This window comes from Streptomyces mirabilis (assembly GCF_039503195.1).
In the GTDB taxonomy this organism is placed as follows: Bacteria; Actinomycetota; Actinomycetes; order Streptomycetales; family Streptomycetaceae; genus Streptomyces; species Streptomyces mirabilis_D.
Genome location: NZ_JBCJKP010000001.1, coordinates 9,039,983 through 9,055,827 on the forward strand (window position 1 = coordinate 9,039,983; position 15,845 = coordinate 9,055,827).

At 68.0% G+C, this 15,845-nt stretch carries 14 protein-coding genes and 3 pseudogenes; 5 read left to right on the top strand and 12 right to left on the bottom strand.

The window, feature by feature from the left end:
• The first annotated feature begins 27 nt into the window (after window positions 1-27).
• Window positions 28-2,406 (top strand): tyrosine-type recombinase/integrase, encoded by a 2,379-nt coding sequence (locus AAFF41_RS41035; RefSeq protein WP_343325630.1) that lies wholly within the window; start codon window positions 28-30, stop codon window positions 2,404-2,406.
• Window positions 2,407-2,434: 28 nt separating this feature from the next.
• Here the strand turns inward: AAFF41_RS41035 and AAFF41_RS41040 are convergent, their stop codons facing one another.
• The 6 genes from AAFF41_RS41040 to AAFF41_RS41065 form a co-directional block, all read right to left on the bottom strand.
• A complete protein-coding gene (locus AAFF41_RS41040; RefSeq protein ID WP_343325631.1) occupies window positions 2,435-2,854 on the bottom strand; it encodes a DUF6924 domain-containing protein in 420 nt (139 codons plus the stop codon).
• A gap of 34 nt (window positions 2,855-2,888) precedes the next feature.
• Window positions 2,889-3,380 (bottom strand): DUF6193 family natural product biosynthesis protein, encoded by a 492-nt coding sequence (locus AAFF41_RS41045; RefSeq protein WP_343325632.1) that lies wholly within the window; start codon window positions 3,378-3,380, stop codon window positions 2,889-2,891.
• Window positions 3,381-3,783: 403 nt separating this feature from the next.
• Window positions 3,784-4,467, bottom strand: a complete 684-nt coding sequence (locus tag AAFF41_RS41050) for a DUF6192 family protein (RefSeq protein WP_343325633.1) — start codon at window positions 4,465-4,467, stop codon at window positions 3,784-3,786.
• Window positions 4,468-4,698: 231 nt separating this feature from the next.
• Window positions 4,699-5,811 (bottom strand): IS4 family transposase, encoded by a 1,113-nt coding sequence (locus AAFF41_RS41055; protein ID WP_343326434.1) that lies wholly within the window; start codon window positions 5,809-5,811, stop codon window positions 4,699-4,701.
• Window positions 5,812-5,916: 105 nt separating this feature from the next.
• On the bottom strand, window positions 5,917-6,144 hold the full coding sequence (locus AAFF41_RS41060) for a hypothetical protein (protein ID WP_319752122.1): 228 nt from the start codon (window positions 6,142-6,144) through the stop codon (window positions 5,917-5,919).
• 267 nt (window positions 6,145-6,411) lie between these two features.
• Window positions 6,412-8,148 (bottom strand): immunity 49 family protein, encoded by a 1,737-nt coding sequence (locus AAFF41_RS41065; protein WP_343326435.1) that lies wholly within the window; start codon window positions 8,146-8,148, stop codon window positions 6,412-6,414.
• A 433-nt stretch (window positions 8,149-8,581) separates the two neighbouring features.
• On the opposite strand from AAFF41_RS41065, the gene AAFF41_RS41070 reads away from it, so the two are divergent.
• A protein-coding gene (locus AAFF41_RS41070) for an IS5 family transposase (RefSeq protein WP_343325634.1) occupies window positions 8,582-9,393 on the top strand; the annotation gives its coding sequence in 2 pieces (ribosomal slippage) (window positions 8,582-9,185 and window positions 9,185-9,393; 813 coding nt in all).
• A gap of 9 nt (window positions 9,394-9,402) precedes the next feature.
• Here AAFF41_RS41070 and AAFF41_RS41075 read toward each other — a convergent pair.
• Window positions 9,403-10,380, bottom strand: coding sequence for an ArsR/SmtB family transcription factor (locus AAFF41_RS41075; protein WP_343325635.1), 978 nt, complete (start codon window positions 10,378-10,380; stop codon window positions 9,403-9,405).
• A gap of 80 nt (window positions 10,381-10,460) precedes the next feature.
• Between AAFF41_RS41075 and AAFF41_RS41080 the strand changes: the two are divergent.
• Window positions 10,461-10,598 (top strand): annotated as a pseudogene (locus tag AAFF41_RS41080) (MFS transporter); the annotation flags it as partial.
• A gap of 47 nt (window positions 10,599-10,645) precedes the next feature.
• On the opposite strand, the gene AAFF41_RS41085 reads toward AAFF41_RS41080, so the two are convergent.
• Both AAFF41_RS41085 and AAFF41_RS41090 read right to left on the bottom strand, forming a co-directional pair.
• Complete coding sequence (locus AAFF41_RS41085) at window positions 10,646-10,936, bottom strand: hypothetical protein (RefSeq protein ID WP_319754040.1); 291 nt, start codon at window positions 10,934-10,936, stop codon at window positions 10,646-10,648.
• 97 nt (window positions 10,937-11,033) lie between these two features.
• On the bottom strand, window positions 11,034-11,741 hold the full coding sequence (locus AAFF41_RS41090) for an SMI1/KNR4 family protein (RefSeq protein ID WP_343325636.1): 708 nt from the start codon (window positions 11,739-11,741) through the stop codon (window positions 11,034-11,036).
• An 86-nt stretch (window positions 11,742-11,827) separates the two neighbouring features.
• Here AAFF41_RS41090 and AAFF41_RS41095 point away from each other — a divergent pair, with 86 nt between their 5' ends.
• Window positions 11,828-12,367: a hypothetical protein gene (locus AAFF41_RS41095; RefSeq protein ID WP_319754038.1), complete on the top strand. Its 540-nt coding sequence runs from the start codon at window positions 11,828-11,830 to the stop codon at window positions 12,365-12,367.
• Window positions 12,368-12,438: 71 nt separating this feature from the next.
• A pseudogene (locus AAFF41_RS41100) lies at window positions 12,439-13,167 on the top strand (ISKra4 family transposase); the annotation flags it as partial.
• 352 nt (window positions 13,168-13,519) lie between these two features.
• Here the strand turns inward: AAFF41_RS41100 and AAFF41_RS41105 are convergent.
• The 3 genes and pseudogenes from AAFF41_RS41105 to AAFF41_RS41115 all read right to left on the bottom strand — a co-directional run bounded on the left by AAFF41_RS41105 (window position 13,520) and on the right by AAFF41_RS41115 (window position 15,845).
• On the bottom strand, window positions 13,520-13,969 hold the full coding sequence (locus tag AAFF41_RS41105) for a hypothetical protein (RefSeq protein ID WP_319754037.1): 450 nt from the start codon (window positions 13,967-13,969) through the stop codon (window positions 13,520-13,522).
• A 212-nt stretch (window positions 13,970-14,181) separates the two neighbouring features.
• Window positions 14,182-14,346 (bottom strand): annotated as a pseudogene (locus AAFF41_RS41110) (site-specific integrase); the annotation flags it as partial.
• 20 nt (window positions 14,347-14,366) lie between these two features.
• Window positions 14,367-15,845 carry a glycoside hydrolase family 32 protein gene (locus tag AAFF41_RS41115; protein WP_319754036.1) on the bottom strand — a complete coding sequence of 493 codons (1,479 nt, stop codon included), beginning with the start codon at window positions 15,843-15,845 and terminating at the stop codon, window positions 14,367-14,369.

Genomic DNA, 15,845 nt, shown 5'->3' on the forward strand with positions numbered 1-15,845 from the left:
CCACGAGATTCCCTCGATCACCAGCGGATGCTCACTGCCGACCGCGGTCCGTTCGATGGTCTCCCGGTCGAGGGTGTTCTGGAGCTGTTGCCGTCGCTGACGACCTTCCCGCCGGCAACGAGCAGGCGCAGCAGGAGCAAGCGCGCGGATCGATCGCGCGGGACCGCCCGAATCCTCCACTGGCTGCTGTCCTTCCCCGGGGACGGCTGGCAGGAACGGTGGCTCGTCTCCGGTGTTGACAGCGGCCTTGACTGGGGCTGGATCGACCTCGTCACGGCCGAATACGGGTCCGCCGAGGCGCCCCGGCGGGCAATGACGACGGAGGGCCTGGGCTGTGTGCTCCTTGCCAGGGTGGTGCGGCCGAGCTACGAATTCCTGCAGGGCTACCGGACCTCGGGGCTCTACCGCCACGCCAAGCAGGAGTTCGGTGCCGAGCAGTTCGACATGATCCGGCAGGCCGGCCTGGCCCGGGGAATGATCCCCAGCCAGCTGAGCACGGCCGAGAACAGCCTGGTGAAGGTCGCCTTCCGGACCGGCCGCGATCTCGGCCGGCTCACTGCCGAGGACCTGATCGCCTACCACGAGTGGAGCAGGGAAACCTTCGCCAGGGCGCCCACAGGGCTTCACGCCGCCTGGGACCTGATGTGCGACGCCGGTCTGCTGTCCGCCGTGTTGCCGTTGCGCCGGACAGTGGCGCGGGGACAGCTTTCCACGGCGGCCATGGTGGACCGGTACAGCATCCAGTGCCGACCGGTGCGCGATGTCCTGGTCCGCTATCTGGAGGAACGCCGCCCGAGCCTCGACTACACCTCGCTTCAGCACCTGGCGAGCCGGCTGGTGGGCGCTTTCTGGGCCGACATCGAGAAGCACCACCCGGGCATCGACACCCTGGACCTGCCCACGGAGGTCGCCGAGGCGTGGAAGGAACGGATCAGATTCATCACCCGGGACGGCAAGGACCCCATTCCCCGCCAGACCCGGACTGCTGTGCTGACCGGAGTCCGGGCCTTCTACCTGGATATCCAGCAATGGGCACTGGAGGAGTCGAGCTGGGCGGCCTGGGCGGTCCCCAGTCCTGTCCGCAAGGCCGACACCGGCGGGTTCACCAAGGTCAAGAAGAAGGTCCGGGCCAGGATGCACCAGCGGGTGCGCGAACGGCTGCCCCGGCTCCCCGAGTTGGTGGACACCACCGAGGCACATCACAGCACGCAGAACAAACTGCTGGCCGCAGCTCAGGCCACCTCGGTCGGAGAGATCTTCGATCACGGAGGCCGGCGATATCGCCGCATCAGCCGCCGGGAGGACCGAACCAAAAAGCGCTTTCAGTACCGGTCTGAGATGGTGTTGATCGAAGACATGGCCACGGCGGAGCAGTTCGACGTCACCCGCGACGAGGACGAGGCGTTCTGGGCCTGGGCCATCATCGAAACGCTCTGGCACACAGGCGTGCGGCTGGAGGAGCTGCTGGAGATCACGCACCTCGCGCTGGTGTCCTATCAGCTCCCCGATACCGGTGAGATCGTGCCCCTGCTGCAGATCATCCCGTCGAAGGGAAACGAGGAGCGGCTCCTGCTGGTCGGCCCCGAGCTTGCCAGCGTCCTCGCCACCGTGATCACCCGACTCCGCGGGGACAACGCCGGCACGATCCCTCTCGTCGCGCGCTACGACTACCACGAGCTGGTCACCGGGCCGCCGCTCCCGCACCTCTTCCAGCGCCGGATCGGCTGGAAACGCGACGTTATCAGCACGAACACGCTCTACCAGTTGCTCAACGACACCCTGGCCCGAGCCGCCCTCACCAGCCAGTCGGGCGAGCCCCTGCACTTCACGCCGCACGACTTCCGCAGGATCTTCGCCACCGAGGCTGTCGCCGGCGGACTGCCCGTCCATATCGCCGCCCGTTTGCTCGGCCATACCAGTACGAGTACCACGGAGGCGTACCTGGCCGTTTTCCAGGAGGACCTCATCCGCTCCTACCGGGCCTTCCTCGACCAGCGGCGGGCAACACGGCCCGCCGAGGAATACCGCGAACCCACGACCGACGAATGGCGCGAGTTCCAGGAACACTTCCACACCCGCAAGCTGGAGCTCGGTGACTGCGCACGGCCCTACGGAACCCCATGCCAGCATGAGCACTCATGCCTGCGCTGCCCGATGCTGCGGGTTTCTCCCAGGCAGCGGCCCCGGCTCATCGAGATCATCCGCAACCTCGCCGAACGCATCGCGGAGGCGCGGACAAACGGCTGGCTCGGCGAAGTCCAAGGACTCCAAGTAAGCCTCACCAAGGCCAAGGAGAAACTCGTCGCTCTCGACCGCAGTTTGGAGCGGACACACAACAACGGTCGGGGCGGTCCAACCGAGCTCGGCATGCCCGTCATTACCAGGCCACGGCCGGGTCCTGCCTGAGGAGGTGGGCGAAACCTACCGTGCGTGCTTAGCCGTCCTCGAAGCCGCAGTACGTGTCCGATTCGTTGGTGGCGTCGGCGAACTCGGAGAAGTCCATGTTGCCGATGGTCAGGTTGTTGGAGACATCGGCGTACCAACGGGGTGGAACCCGGAATGTCCGGCCGGGTTCGTCATACAGGTCGACGGCCAGGAGTGGATGCTCCTCGCCGGTCATGGTGGTCGCGTCAGCGAGGAACACGTAGCACAGCTTGTCGTCGTCATCAGCGGCGGCATCCGCGTCGACCAGCGCTTGAACACTGACATCGGTGAAGGAGGAGTCACTGACGAAGGTCGCATTGCGGTAGCCCGAGCCATCAATCGCTGCTTGCACCGTTTCCCATGCCGCCTCGCTGCTGAAGTCGGTGCGAAGGACCAGCGAGGTCAGATCATCAGGTTGAGGCAAGTGCATGCACGTCATCCTTCCACCCGAGACCAGGCGCTTCTCAGGCGGCTCCAGAAGTGACAGGTCCAAGGCCGGAGGGCAGATGGCGCACGGCTGTCGACACGGCGTCCGCCACCGTGGTCGTATCGACAAGGACCTCACCCATGAAGCTGGCACTGAGGGTGTAGCGGCTGTCCCGATGCGCGTCCAAGCAGAGCGGAATGACCGTGAGGCGAGGGCGGGTACTGGTGGAGAATCGCAGGGTCCAGTGGCTCGTGAACGGGTAGAGCTTCCGCAGTGCCGGCTCGGCGTATGCCGCCTCCACGAGCGCGCGGTACTCGGGCCAGTCCACCTCGTCCGCCTCCGTGAGCAGGTGCTGCCACTCGGACTCGGCAAGTCGCCCCGGATCGTGGTCGGCCACCTCGAAGCGGCCAGTGAGGTGCACGAACGGCGCGGCTCCGGAGATGTCGGTCAGCGCTGCCCCGTCATGCCAGGCTTGCGCCGCCCGGGCGAGCTGGGCCAGGTCCTGCGTGGTTCCGTCGATCAGTGCCATGCCTTGGAATGACTCGCAGCCGCGGATTGACCACCGCCGTTCGGCTACCCACGCGGTGATCTCCAAGGTCGTCCGTTGCGGAACGGTGCTTGCGACGGCGGCATGGCGCAGCGGGTCGGATTCCGAGGCGGTGAGCGGGACCGAGAAGCCGTCCTTGAGCGCGGCGGCTCGGAGCGCCGCAGCGAGGCTCCCTTCCGTAGCAACGTCGGGATACAGAGCAGCGGGATCAGTTGACGTGGCCATGGATCTGATTCTGCCCCAGCGATCATCTCGTGGGCGTTGCGACCAGGCACACGCTCCACTCTTTGACCCGGGACACGACCCGGTGAGGCAGTCATCACGAGTAGCCCGTCTGCAGAACGACCCATCCAGGCGTACCGCTGCGGACCTGGCCTCATTGAGATCAGGCAGCAGCCAACCCGTAGTCCGGATAATCGTCCCGCATCGTCTTGCGGGCGACGGCCGGACGGCGCAGCAGGTCGGTGGTCACCTGCTGGGCGACGGGGTCGTCCCTGGTCAGCTCCGTGACGACCCGCACCCTCTCGGCCGAGGTGACGTGCTCGGTGACCGTCGGACGCTTCAGCAGGTCGGTGGCGACCTGCGCTGCGACCTCATCGTCCCGGGTCAGGTCAGCGACGGCCTGGACCTTCTCATCCACTGTGACCGGCCGGTCGACCCGCTGGCCGACGACCCGCTTCGCGCCGTCCGGCGTCCACTGCCGAGCCCCGGTGCGCGGGTTGAACGGCGCGTCCTCAATCGCCGCCCACCGCTCGTCCTCGTCCGCGACCGACGCCAGGATGCGGTGAACAGTGAACGACACACCCTCCTTGCGGCGCCCCTCGGCGCGCGGAACGGGCGCGACTCGGGAGCTACTTCCGCATGCGCGGGGAGGACAAGGTATCGGGCCTCGTTCGAGCTCCTCCGGATCCGGATCCTCACCCAGGATGGCGCCGAGGTCAGGACGACGTCTCGTCCTCGTAGGTCCACGAACGAATTGACCACGGCTCGTCTCGAGAGACCCGCTCAGCAATATGGCTAGGCGGCAGGCTGGCCAAAGCCGCGACAGATGGGTCGAGGCTGAGTACATGATCTAGATGCAATGCCGTTGCGTTACGGGCTTGCGGGTTGGGGTCTTGTGATGAGGACCGCTTGAGGGCCGGTGCGGGTCGGCTGTGGCCAGGAACGGTGTTCAGTTTGCTTGAGGTGGTAGTTGGACATCTTGCGTTTCACCACGCGGGGCCGGCTGCGGAGGCGTCTGACGGGCAGGAGCCGTTCCAGGAGGTCCTGCTCGAGCATCGCCAGTGCTCTGACCAGGAGGTCAGGGGAAAATCTGCCCGGCGTGACGGTCACGCTGCGCCGGGCAGAGCGCAGGGTTTCGGTGAAGGATGACCCGGTCAGGGTCCAGGCCACGGGTGGCAGCCGTTCTCAGCATGAGTTCCCGCAGAGCGTGGTGGACCAGCAGGTGTGCCCAGATCTGCTGGTGAATACCGTCGGGTGTTTTGCTGCTGAGGACGACGCGTGCGCCACGCTGATGGGTCTTGATCTCGGCGAAGACGGACTCGATCTCCCAGCGTTCGCGGTAGAGCGCGGCCAGCTGTCGGGCAGGATACCGTCGGGCGTCCAGCAGGCTGGTGACCAGGCGATAGCCGTCGGTCTCACCCTCACCGGCCCGGTCCTTGAGCCGGTAGGCCAGGACACGGATTACAACCGGCTCCTTGCGGGCCGGGCCGCTGCTCGCTCTGATGTGTGAGAGCCATGACCCGTCGCGGAACTGTTTGGTGACGGGCAGGACGCGGTTGGCGGGCACCCGCCACAGCAGGTCGGCGCCGGTGGCTGTGAACGCCTGCCACAACGGGACGCCAAGGAACTCACGGTCGGCCAGGACCAGCTGACCTGGGCTGGTCGAACGCGGCAGGCGGCCTACCAGAGTGACTTCCCCGGTGCGGCAGCCGGCCAGTTCCGCGTCCAGCACCGCATGGCTGCCGATCTCCACCAGAGCTGCCATTCGCACTTGCGGAAACGCGCTCCTGCCCGACCCGCGGCCGCTGCCCGGACGTCCGAAGGCAGTCTCGTTGGTTTCACTGTCCGCGACGTCCCAGCAGGTGCCGTCGACGGCGAGCAGCCGCAAGCCCCGCCAGAACGCGCCGGGCGTCGCTTCGGTCGCCATGGGCTTCGCGGTCGTGGCGAACAGCACTCGCAGCGGCTCGGAGCCCAGCCGCTGCCGGGCCCTGAACAGTGAGGACTTCGCCGGAACACGCCAGTTGCCCAGCAGCCCCGAGCCCCGCAAGCCCTCGACGAGGTGGCGCATCACTTCCAGATACGGGGCAGGTGAGAACAGGGCCAACGCCAGCACGAAGTACACCACCAGCCGCGCGGGAAGCAGCCGCTGACGTCGCTCGGCACGGCCGCACGCCGCCACCACCCGGTCCACCAAGCCTGGTGGATACACCCAGGTCAACAGGCCGAGACCCGATAAGTCAGACACACTCGCAGCCATCCGAACCACCCCCGGGACGAACTGCCAAGCACAGTACGCCTACAGCAAAGACAACGGCATTGGATCTAGATGGCAGACGATCGACGCTCCGTCCGCGTTCGGATTATGAAGCCCGTCAGCGAGAAGCCAGTCCTGTTCATCATCATGGACCACCATCAGCGCTGGGTGGCTACCGTCGGCCACCGTCCGCTGCACGATGGCCAGCACGTCATGAGGACAGGTGCCGTCGGTGAACGGCCACGTCACATCCGGTTGCATCGAGCCCATGGGCTGATCATTCATGACGCGGCGTAGAGCACAACGGCCGGGCCGTCCACGGCGATGGGATTCACGGAACTGCGGACAGAGCCCTGAAAGGTTCAGGCAAGATTTTCGTGGAGCGTGACGGAGCGTCATCAAGGGACCCCCTTCGCCGCACCGGGCACAGACCCAAGTACGTCCAGTACGAGGGCCTGTACCCGGCACGCCGAGAGCACCCACCTGACGCCGCAGGGCCCGCCCTCCGGGCGGTCGACGGGAATCTGACGACAGGACCTAGAAGGGTTCGGCGGCGCGCAGGAGACCCTGCGGAAGGTATGGGGATTCGACGCGGATGTCCCAGCTGCGGCGGCGAGCGTGGCAGGCCAGGGCGAGGACGTCGAGGTTGACGGAAGCATCCGGATCGTCGGCGCGGTCGGCGACCTGGTAGTAGTTGCGGTGGGCTTCGAGCGCATCGGCCAGGGCCAGGTTGAAGCTCTCCTCGTCGCCTTCCACGAGCTGCGACAGCAGTACGGCCGGCGGCATGGCGAAGCCCCAGTCCTTGGCGCTCTCTGCCTGCTGCAAGGCCCGCTGCGCGGCCGGTTCGGGATCGGTGCCCTTCAGGTAGGCGTGGAGGGCTTCGCGGTACGCGGTGAAGGCGGAGCCGTCCGGGCGGGCGAAGGCAGGGCCGGTGAGGACCAGGGGGGCGAGGTCTTCGCGTGCGCCGGTGATGAGGGCGAAGGTCGTGGCCGTCTGCCAGTTGCCAGCTCCGGCTTCCTCGTCCCGCTGGGCCGGGTAGCGCAGTTTGCGGCCGTCGATGGTCACCTCAACCTCGGTGCCCGGCTCCGCCAGTGCGATGCGGAAAAGGGCCGCCCCCATTTGGGAGGCCAGCCGAAGGTTCGCGAGCTGGGCGTCCGTGACGCCGCCGGGGTTCCCCGCTCGCCACTTGAAGAGGCGCTCCTGGTCGCTCATGACGCTGCCGAGCTGCCAGACAGCGAGGGGTTTGCCGTCGACGGGGGTGAACGCCTCCCGAGCGTGTTCCTCATGGATGGCCTCGATCTGCGGGCCCACCGTCCAGTCGAGGGCCGGCCGCTCCACCACCAGTGGGCCTGCGGTGAGCGCGGCCACCGCGTCCGGCCGCCGGTTCCGGCCGAACCCCGCGACCCGCGGGCCTCGGCTCTCGAAGCCGGTGATCAGTGCGTGCGGGAGGTAGTCGGTGTGGATGGCAGGCGCCCAGCCCAGGGTCCGGTACGCGAGCGCGGCGAGGGCCATGGGGACGAGTGGGAGAAGGGTGCTCGGGGAGGCTGCGGGGCCGTGCAGGGTGGTGTGCCTGACCAGGAGGTCGGCCAGCGCGGCATCGAAGGCCTCCCGGTCCTCGGCGGCCAGGGCGCGCAGCGTGTGCAGCGCTACGCTGTCCGGCCGGTTTTGGAGGGGCTCGCCCGTCTCCCCGGCGCGGGTACGGATGCGGTCCAGGGCTGCGTCAATGGCGGCGAGCTTGGCCTGCGCGCTCGGCGGGTACTCCTCGTCGCCACCGGTGTCGTCCAGGACCACGGCCATCAGTCCTGTGGCGAGCTCGCCGGCGGGCGTTCCCTGCGCCTGCGCGGCGAACTTCTTCCGGGCGAAGTGGAAGGCCTCGCCGTGCCACTTGGCTTTGTCCCTGAGGACCGACAGGCAGAGCGCGTCGATCCACTCCCCGGGCGTGACGCTCTCCTCGGGGGCATCCTCACCCGGGTCGTAGCTCATGCCGAAGTTCACGTACTCCAGGAAGACTTGGAAGCTGCAGTGTGGGTGGTACGCCGCGTAGGCGACGGCGCCGGCCGCGGCCTCGGAGGCGTCCTTGAGGGCGGCCTTGGCCTCCGAGGTGTCGAGGTCAGGAGTCTCGACGGAGAGGGCGCCCAGGTAGTCGAGGAACTCGTCGGCGATCGACTGCCACTCGTAGGTGGCCATCCGGCCGGCCCGCGACATGGACCGCACCTGACCCCCGATGCGGTTCGTGAAATCTTCGCGTGCTGTCGACACGACGGACCCGCCCACCTGGTGACGCTCTATTCGCACCGCTGCTCCTTGATCGAATCTCTGCGGACAGCCTAGGCACGGGATCTGACAGGCCAGCTGCTGCCGGGTACGGGGCTCCAGCCGGGCCGCGCCGAGAGATTCGTGGCGGGTGGCGGTGCGACTGCCGCGCCGCGCCGAGGGCTCGCGGGCCCTAGGGCGGATCGGGAAGAACGGAGAGGTCGGCGACCTGTCGTGGCGGCTCTGGACGCGCCGCTGGATGGTCACGTGGCTGGTTCCTTTCGGGCTGGTACGTCTACTCCCTGCCTGTTGTCAGTGCCGCGTCCTACCGTGGATCTGACCCGCATTTAGGACTCCTAACACAATGAGCTACTGGGAATGACTGTCCGTCAGCTTGTGTTTTCCTCGTATCTGTATCGGCGGGGTGCGGGGGTGTGCGACGGCTTCTGGGGCGGTGAAGCGCAAGCCGTGGGAGGTCGAGGACGGGCTGTGGGAGCGGATTGAACCGCTGCTCCCGGTAGTGGAGCGGCGCTACCGCCATCCCGGACGCAAACGGCTTGACCAGCGCAGAGCCATGTGCGGGATCCTGTTCGTGCTGTACACGGGGATCCGGTGGGAGTTCCTGCCACAGGAGCTGGGCTTCGGCTCCGGGATGACCTGCTGGCGGCGGCTGCGCGACTGGAAGGAGGCCGGCGTGTGGCAGCAGTTGCACGAACTCCTGCTCGCCGAACTCCGAGCTGGCGACGCCTTGGGCCTGTCCCGCGCCTCCGTCGACGGCTCCCACCTGCGGCCCCTGAAGGGCGGAGACGCCACTGGGCCCTCGCCAGTCGACCGGGGCAAGACGGGCAGCAAGCACCACGTCATTGTCGACGCCCACGGCATACCCCTGGCCGCCACCGTGACCGGTGGCAACCGCAACGACGTCACCCAACTCCTGCCCCTGATCCACGCCGTACCGCCCGTCCGCGGCAAGCGCGGACGTCCCCGTCGGCGCCCCGACGTCCTCTACGCCGACCGCGGTTACGACCACAACATCTACCGCCGCCAGGTCCGTGACTGGGCATCCGCCCGCTCATTGCCCGGCGCGGCACCGAGCACGGAAGCGGCCTGGGCAAGAACCGTTGGGTCGTCGAAGCGGCCTTCGCGCTTCTGCGCTGGTTCCGCCGGCTGCGTATCCGCTGGGAGATCCGCTCCGACATCCACCAGGCCTTCCTCACCCTCGGCTGCGCAATCATCTGCTGGCGGCGCCTCAGAAAACAGTGCTGATCTGAGCCCTCAGCCCGAACCGCCGACCAGTGCCTCGCCGAGCGGGGTGCGCCGGTAGAGCACCGACCGTCCGGACCGGGCGCGGACGAGCAGTCCCGCGCCTCGCAGGATGGCGAGGTGGTCTCCTACCGCGCCGGGTGCCATGGCGAGGCTTCGGGCGAGGTGGCTGGTACTGGCCGGGGCGTCCAGCGCCACCAGCAGCCGGGCTCGGGCCCGGCCGACCAGAGCGGTCAGGGCGTCCGGTCGGGGGACGGTCTCCTGTTCGCCCCACAGGGCGGCGGTGCCGCGGGCACGATAGACCAAGGTCCTGGGCCAGGGGTCTTCCACCTGGGCGGCGATATGCCCGACGAAGACCGAAGGAATCAGCAGGAGCCCGTCACCGGCGAGGCGGACTGTTCCGCCTCGGAAGAAGCCGATCTCGATACCGCCGGCGCGCCAGGCGACGCCCGGGTGCAGGCTCTCGATGGTCGCGGCCCATCCGTGTTCGCCGATCACACCCACCCGGTGCACGACATCGCGCTCACAGATCGCGCGCAGTTGCGGCCAGTCCGCGGCGAGCAGCTCGTGCCAGGCCTGGTCCATCGTCTCGGCGATCCTGGAGACGGCGTCCGCCGAGTCCAGCACTGCGCGGACGCGGGGATCACGGGCGGACGGGCCGGTCGCGGTGGTGGCGAATTCGTGGCGGGCCGCTTCCAGCGGTGTGGCCCGGATCATGGCCAGGTCGTCTGCCCAGGTCTGGCTGAGGCCGCGCGGGGGCGGGGCGACGAAGTTCGGTCCGGATTGCGGGGCCTGCAGCGCGAGGGCGGCGTTCAGTTCGCTCTCGCGGCGAAGCCGTTCAAAGGCCGGCAGGAGCCGGGCGGCCCAGGCTCGCGGCAGCCGCTGGCCTTGGCCGGCGAGCGAACGTAGCAGGAAGCACAGGTCCAGTGCGGGCGACAGTGCGAAGCGGCTGCGCAGCAGGTCCTCGACGGAGACTTCGAAGCGCAGCACCGCGCCATGCTACCGCCGGACGTCTGTTCCGATTCGTCCAGCGACGAATCATTGGTGAGCGGCGTGGGCGCACGGCGAGGCTGCGCGTCATGACTCCAACCGCCGAGCCCGCGCAGGGCAACCACCGTGCCACCTACCGGGAGGTGCTGGCCGAGCCGCGATTCCGGCTGCTCTTCTCGACCCGCACCGTCGCGATCACTGCGGACGCGCTGCGGATCGGCGGCGGCCGTGGCGCTGGCTACTGATTCCTGGCGACCGGTGCTGGCTACGAACCGCCCTCTGGGGACTTCGTGGAGTCGTTTTCCGGCAGTCCCTGAGTGGCTTTAGCGCGGCGGCCGGCGTTGGCGGCGGCGATGGCGCGCTCGGTGTCGAAGGCGACGATGGGGTCGTTGCTGCTGCTCCAGGGGGTGGCGCCGCACCAGGGGCCGATGCGTCGGAACTGATCGAGAGCCTGGTCGAACATTCCCGAGTGGCTGAGCCGGTGGGCGAGAAGGTGGCGCAGCGAAGGCAGGTACGGGTTGTCCTCGGGGACCTGGACCGATGAAGATACGGCCAACAACCTTGAGTGCATTCGGATTTGGGTGCAGTTCCTTTGAAGGGAAGGGTTGAGTAGGTCGCTGTGCGTGGGGCGGGCCAGGGTCACCAGCCCTTGATCATCGAGCTGCCCTCTCGCGTTGCTCAAGCCACTCGAGGTACCAGCTGCGGAAGGTGTGACGGTTTCCGTTTGCGTCGACGTACGGCTCGAAGGGCGGGTTGACCGCGCAGTTCCGGTCGCGGAGTTCCCCGCGGTGCGGGCCGACAACGATGAGCCAGCCGGTCATCCCGCATCCGTTGTCGCTGATGGGGATCGCACCCCGCCCGCGTTCCAGGAACCAGACATCGTCGCCGGCGTCGCCGAAGAGCTTGCGGTAGTCGTCCAGGTAGTCGTCGTCTTCGTCACGTGTGGTGGGTTCGTACCGGGCGGCGCGAAGGGTCGCCATCTGCTGGGCGGCCCAGTCTTCCGTCTCGACGAACGGCCCACTCGGATCCAGCAGCCAGGGATGGTCCTCGTCGTTCTCCCAGACCCATCCCCACTGCCCGTCGATTCGGCGCAATGACGTGAGCTCGAACGCCGGTCCGGGGCCGCCGGCACCGACATCCGCCAGAAACGTGCGGTACTCGTCGGGGAGCGCGACACCGAACTGTGCTTCGACCTCAGCGATCTCGGCGGGAGTCAGGACAGGTTCGAACGTCGGGTATCGAGACGGACCACGGCCACGGGCTCGACGCTCGGTCTCCTCCACTGCGATGACGCGTTCTCGAACTCCCGGCCAGTGCGCGTGCGTGTTCACGGCTCTCCTATCGACGGCGAGCACGGACATTAGTCCCTGCCGCCGACAACCGACCTCCGTCTGGGCTGTGTTCGCGGCCGCTCGTCTCTACCGTGGTGGTGGAGGAGGGGTGGCAGATGGGCTCGCTGTTCGAGGAGTTGGAAGCCCGCGAGGCAGCGGCTCGGGTTCAGGTGGAAGAGCTGGAAGCCGAGCTTGCTGAGCTGTCCGGGAAGCTGGAGCGGGCCCGTGAGAGCCTGAAGCGCCTGCGGATCACACGGGAAACGGTCACCGAGGTTCTCGCGGAGATGGAGACTGAGATGCCCGTGGGGGCAGATGCCGGACCGTCGCGATCGGGTGAGCGGATGGCGTCGGCGTATGCGGGGGCCGAGCGGCAGGTTATCGGGGTGCTGACGGTGCCGAACTGGCAACCCGGCATGATGTCAGACGTGCTGCCGTCGGTATATCGCGACATCGTGGAAGTGGTTGCCGACGCACCGGGGCCGATCCGCGCCAAGCAGATCGTGCCGAGGATCGGGTTGCCGGCCGAGACCGGGAAGATCGAGGGCACCCGGTCGAAGCTGAAGCGGCTGGTGGAGCGAGGCTGGCTCGACGAAGAGGCCCCCGGGTTGTTCACCCCGGCCCGCCGCCCGACGGCTGCTCCACCCAACTCCCGCTGACAGCAGGGCTCTTCCGCCTACATTCGAAGGTGCGACCCATATCGGATGCAGGATCAGGAAGAGCCCCGGAGATGACACCGTACGACACTCATGCCACCACTGGCCCCTTTGCCCGCTCCATAAGCGCCTTCGAATCGCTGATGCACACCCTGTCGGGCGGCGATGCGAGCGAGTGGACCCACGCCGAGCTGGAAGAACACCTCGACGCGGGCGGGCGGGAACTGTTACGGCAACTGCTGCAGGACCACCTTGACCTACGTGCCCGGCGGGAAGAGGAACAGATCCGTGCCAGTGGCAGACCTGTGGTGATGGGTCCGGAAGGACAGCTGCGGCCCCGGCGGGAGACGGGGCACTCACGCTGGCTGGCCAGCGTGTTCGGGCTGGTCCGCGTCACCCGGGTCGCCCACCGAGGCCCCGGCGTCTGCAACATCCACCCCACCGACGCGGCGCTGTCGCTGCCGGCGGGCCGACACTCGATGGGCCTGCGCCGACTCGCGGTCACCGAATCAGTGCGCGGGTCGTTCGACCAAGCCCAGCAGGCAGTCGAGCGTCGCTGCGGGAAGGTGCTGGGCAAACGCCGACTCGAAGAACTGGTGGTCGCGGCCGCGGTCGACGCCGACGACTTCTACCGCGCCAGGATCCCGGTCCCCTGCAGCAGACAGATGCCGCTGGTGGTCCAGGTCGACGGCAAGGGCGTGGTCATGCGTCCGGAAGCCCTGCGCGATGCCACCCGCCGGGCCGCCGCGAAAGCCGCAGGCGGCAACGCCGCCTTGGATATCACGCGCCAACCAGCAAAAAAGCCGCCAGCACAGTCGTCGATCGCGGTGAACTGGACTCAACTTGCGTTCTGCGAGAACCACTTACGGATGGTTCCGTTCGTCCGCGCTGCTGCCGACCGGCCTGACGCATTCGGTGCCGCCCGGCAGCGGGCGGTCCGGGCAGCCCTCTTCGTACCGGCGCTTCATCCGAGATCCTGTTCGTCGTCCACACTCTGAAGACGCTGTGGCAGCAGGGTTACGTCCCACCCGGAGAAGTAGAAATCCCGCCGCCTCAGGCGACCTTCCCTTCGGCGACGTGGGCGTCGGGCCTGAATAGCCAGGGTCTGCTGAAGTGAAGGTCGTGGATCAGGCGGTCAGTCTGCATGTGGCCTGGTCAGGGGTGGGGTAGAGCCGTTCGTGTTCGTGGGCGGTGTGATAGGTGAAATGGGCGTTGTGTGTCCGTTGCTGGTGACGGCGCGGAGTTTGAGGACGGCTTCGGCGCGACCTCCAGAATGTCCTGGTAGATCTGCGGCAGCGCACTCGTCTCCATGCCCGGCTGCCACTTCGGCACCGACAACACCCTTGCAACCCGACGCTCCGCCCCCTCAAACGGCGACCCGTCACCCACCGACGGCGTCTGCCGCACCGGCTCGTCCACGGCACTGTCGTCCGTCATCCTCGCCAGGAGTTCACCGACCGTCTCAGGGGTGATCACCGGCCGCGAGAGTCTCTCGCGCTCAGCCTCCAGCCCCTCGGTCAACTCGGCCAGCCGGGCTTCAAGCTGTTCCACTCGCTCCGGGACCTCCGCCTCTTCGGCCTCGATCGCCTCGAACAACGACCCCACCGACACCGTCTCCTCCCCTCAAGAAGAGGACCTGCCCGTCCAGACGCCATTCAACGTCTCCCCAGGTCAGCCCATCCCTCGAAACGGGACGAGCCGTACCCAGTTGGGTTGTAATCCTGTCGGCTTCTGACCGGGCCTCTCCTGGGTCCACTTCCGAAATTTCGGAGGTGGACCCCTTTCTGACATCCAGATCTGACATCAACGGCGACGGGTCACTGACGACCGGGACGCCTCCTGAGCAGCCGGTCCATGTGGCTCATGGCCTCGCGCTGCGTGTCCTGCACGACGTCCGTGTACACGTTCATGGTGATGCTGATCTGTGAGTGACCGAGGATCTCCATCACGACGCGGGGCGCGACTCCGGCCGCCGTGAGGAGGGGAGGCATGGTGGGCGGGGTCACCGGGCGGTCACACGTCCCGTGGTCGGCTTGCCGTGAGAGGCTGTTGACGGATTCGGCCGGGGGTTCAGGTCCCATGCCTCCACGGCGAAGTCGCTGCTGCCGGTGCCGATCGTGCGGGCCTGCAGGCGCCAGGGCGCGTCGCCGAGCGGATAGAACCTGATCGTGAGGACCTGGCCGGTGGCGAGGTAGATCTCGGCGATCGAGCCGTCCATGATCACGCGGAGTTCGACGGGTGAGCCGGGGACCTTCGCCGCCGGGCAGGGGACGGCGTAGGTGCCCGTCCGTGCGCGCGGGTCCCATGAGGCGTGGCTTCGGTCGACGGTGAGCTGACCGGCGGTGGGGTCGAGGCCGATGTCGAGGTATTCGGTGCCGTCCGCGGAGGTGACCAGGCGCAGACCACACAAGCCGGTGGGGTCGGGGATCAGTACGGCGGTGAGGTCGAAGGTGCGGCTGACCTGCCCCAGGTCGACCGGCCCGGATCGGGTGACGTGTCCGGTGCGGTGCAGGACGCGTTCGCCGCGCAGGGCGAGCAGCTCGCGGGCGGGGCGCTGGCCGACCGTGCCGTCGTCGGCCAAAGTCAGTTCGCGCGGGAGGGTGAGGACTCCCGCCCAGCCCGCTTCGTGCGCCCAGGTGTCGTCGCGGGCCTCCCACGCCCAGCCCCACAACAGCCAACGGTCTTCTTCGGGGGCCTTGAGCAGGGCGGGGGCGTAGAAGTCCGGGCCGTGGTCCAGCCGTACAGGTGGCGCAGTTGCGGTGAAACGGGCTGACTCCTCGCGGCCGGTGTGCACCGTCACGTGGCTGGGGCCGCCCTCCGGCGTCCAGTCGCTGACGATCAGGACACCGCGGTCGCCGAAGGTCGCGTACTGGGGGCATTCCCAGCCCGCCGGGCCGTCGGCGGTGGTGGCTGGGCTGCTGGTGTGGAAGGGGGCGCGGTAATCCCAGTGCTCCAGGTCGTCCGATTCATAGAGCAGTGCCGCGCCGCGGCCGTCGGCGAGGGCCGCGCCGACGAGCATCCGCCAGTGGCCGTCCTGCCGCCAGACGTAGGGGTCCCGGTACATGGTGGTGTCGGCGGGTGGCCCCGGGATGAGGAGTTGAGGCCGCTTGGCCCAGGTGTGCCCGCCGTCGTGGGACTCGGCGGTGGTGACCGGCTGCCACCAGCGGCCCGTGCGGTTGGCGGAATAGAAGGCCACCAGCCGGCCCTCGACGGAGATGGCGTTGCCGGAGTAGCAGCCGTCCGCGTCGTCACCACCGGAGGTGGGGGCGAGCGCGATCGGAAGCTCTTCCCAGGTGATCAGATCCGGGCTGCGGAAGTGACCCCAGTGCATGTTCGCGTGCTGCGGACCGTACGGGTTGTACTGGCAGAACACGTGGTACTGGCCGTCGTGGAAGACCAGCCCGTTGGGATCGTTGATCCAGTTGCGGGGCGGTCGCAGGTGTACGGCGGGCAGGTGGGAATCGATGGGCGGCGTAGGCAC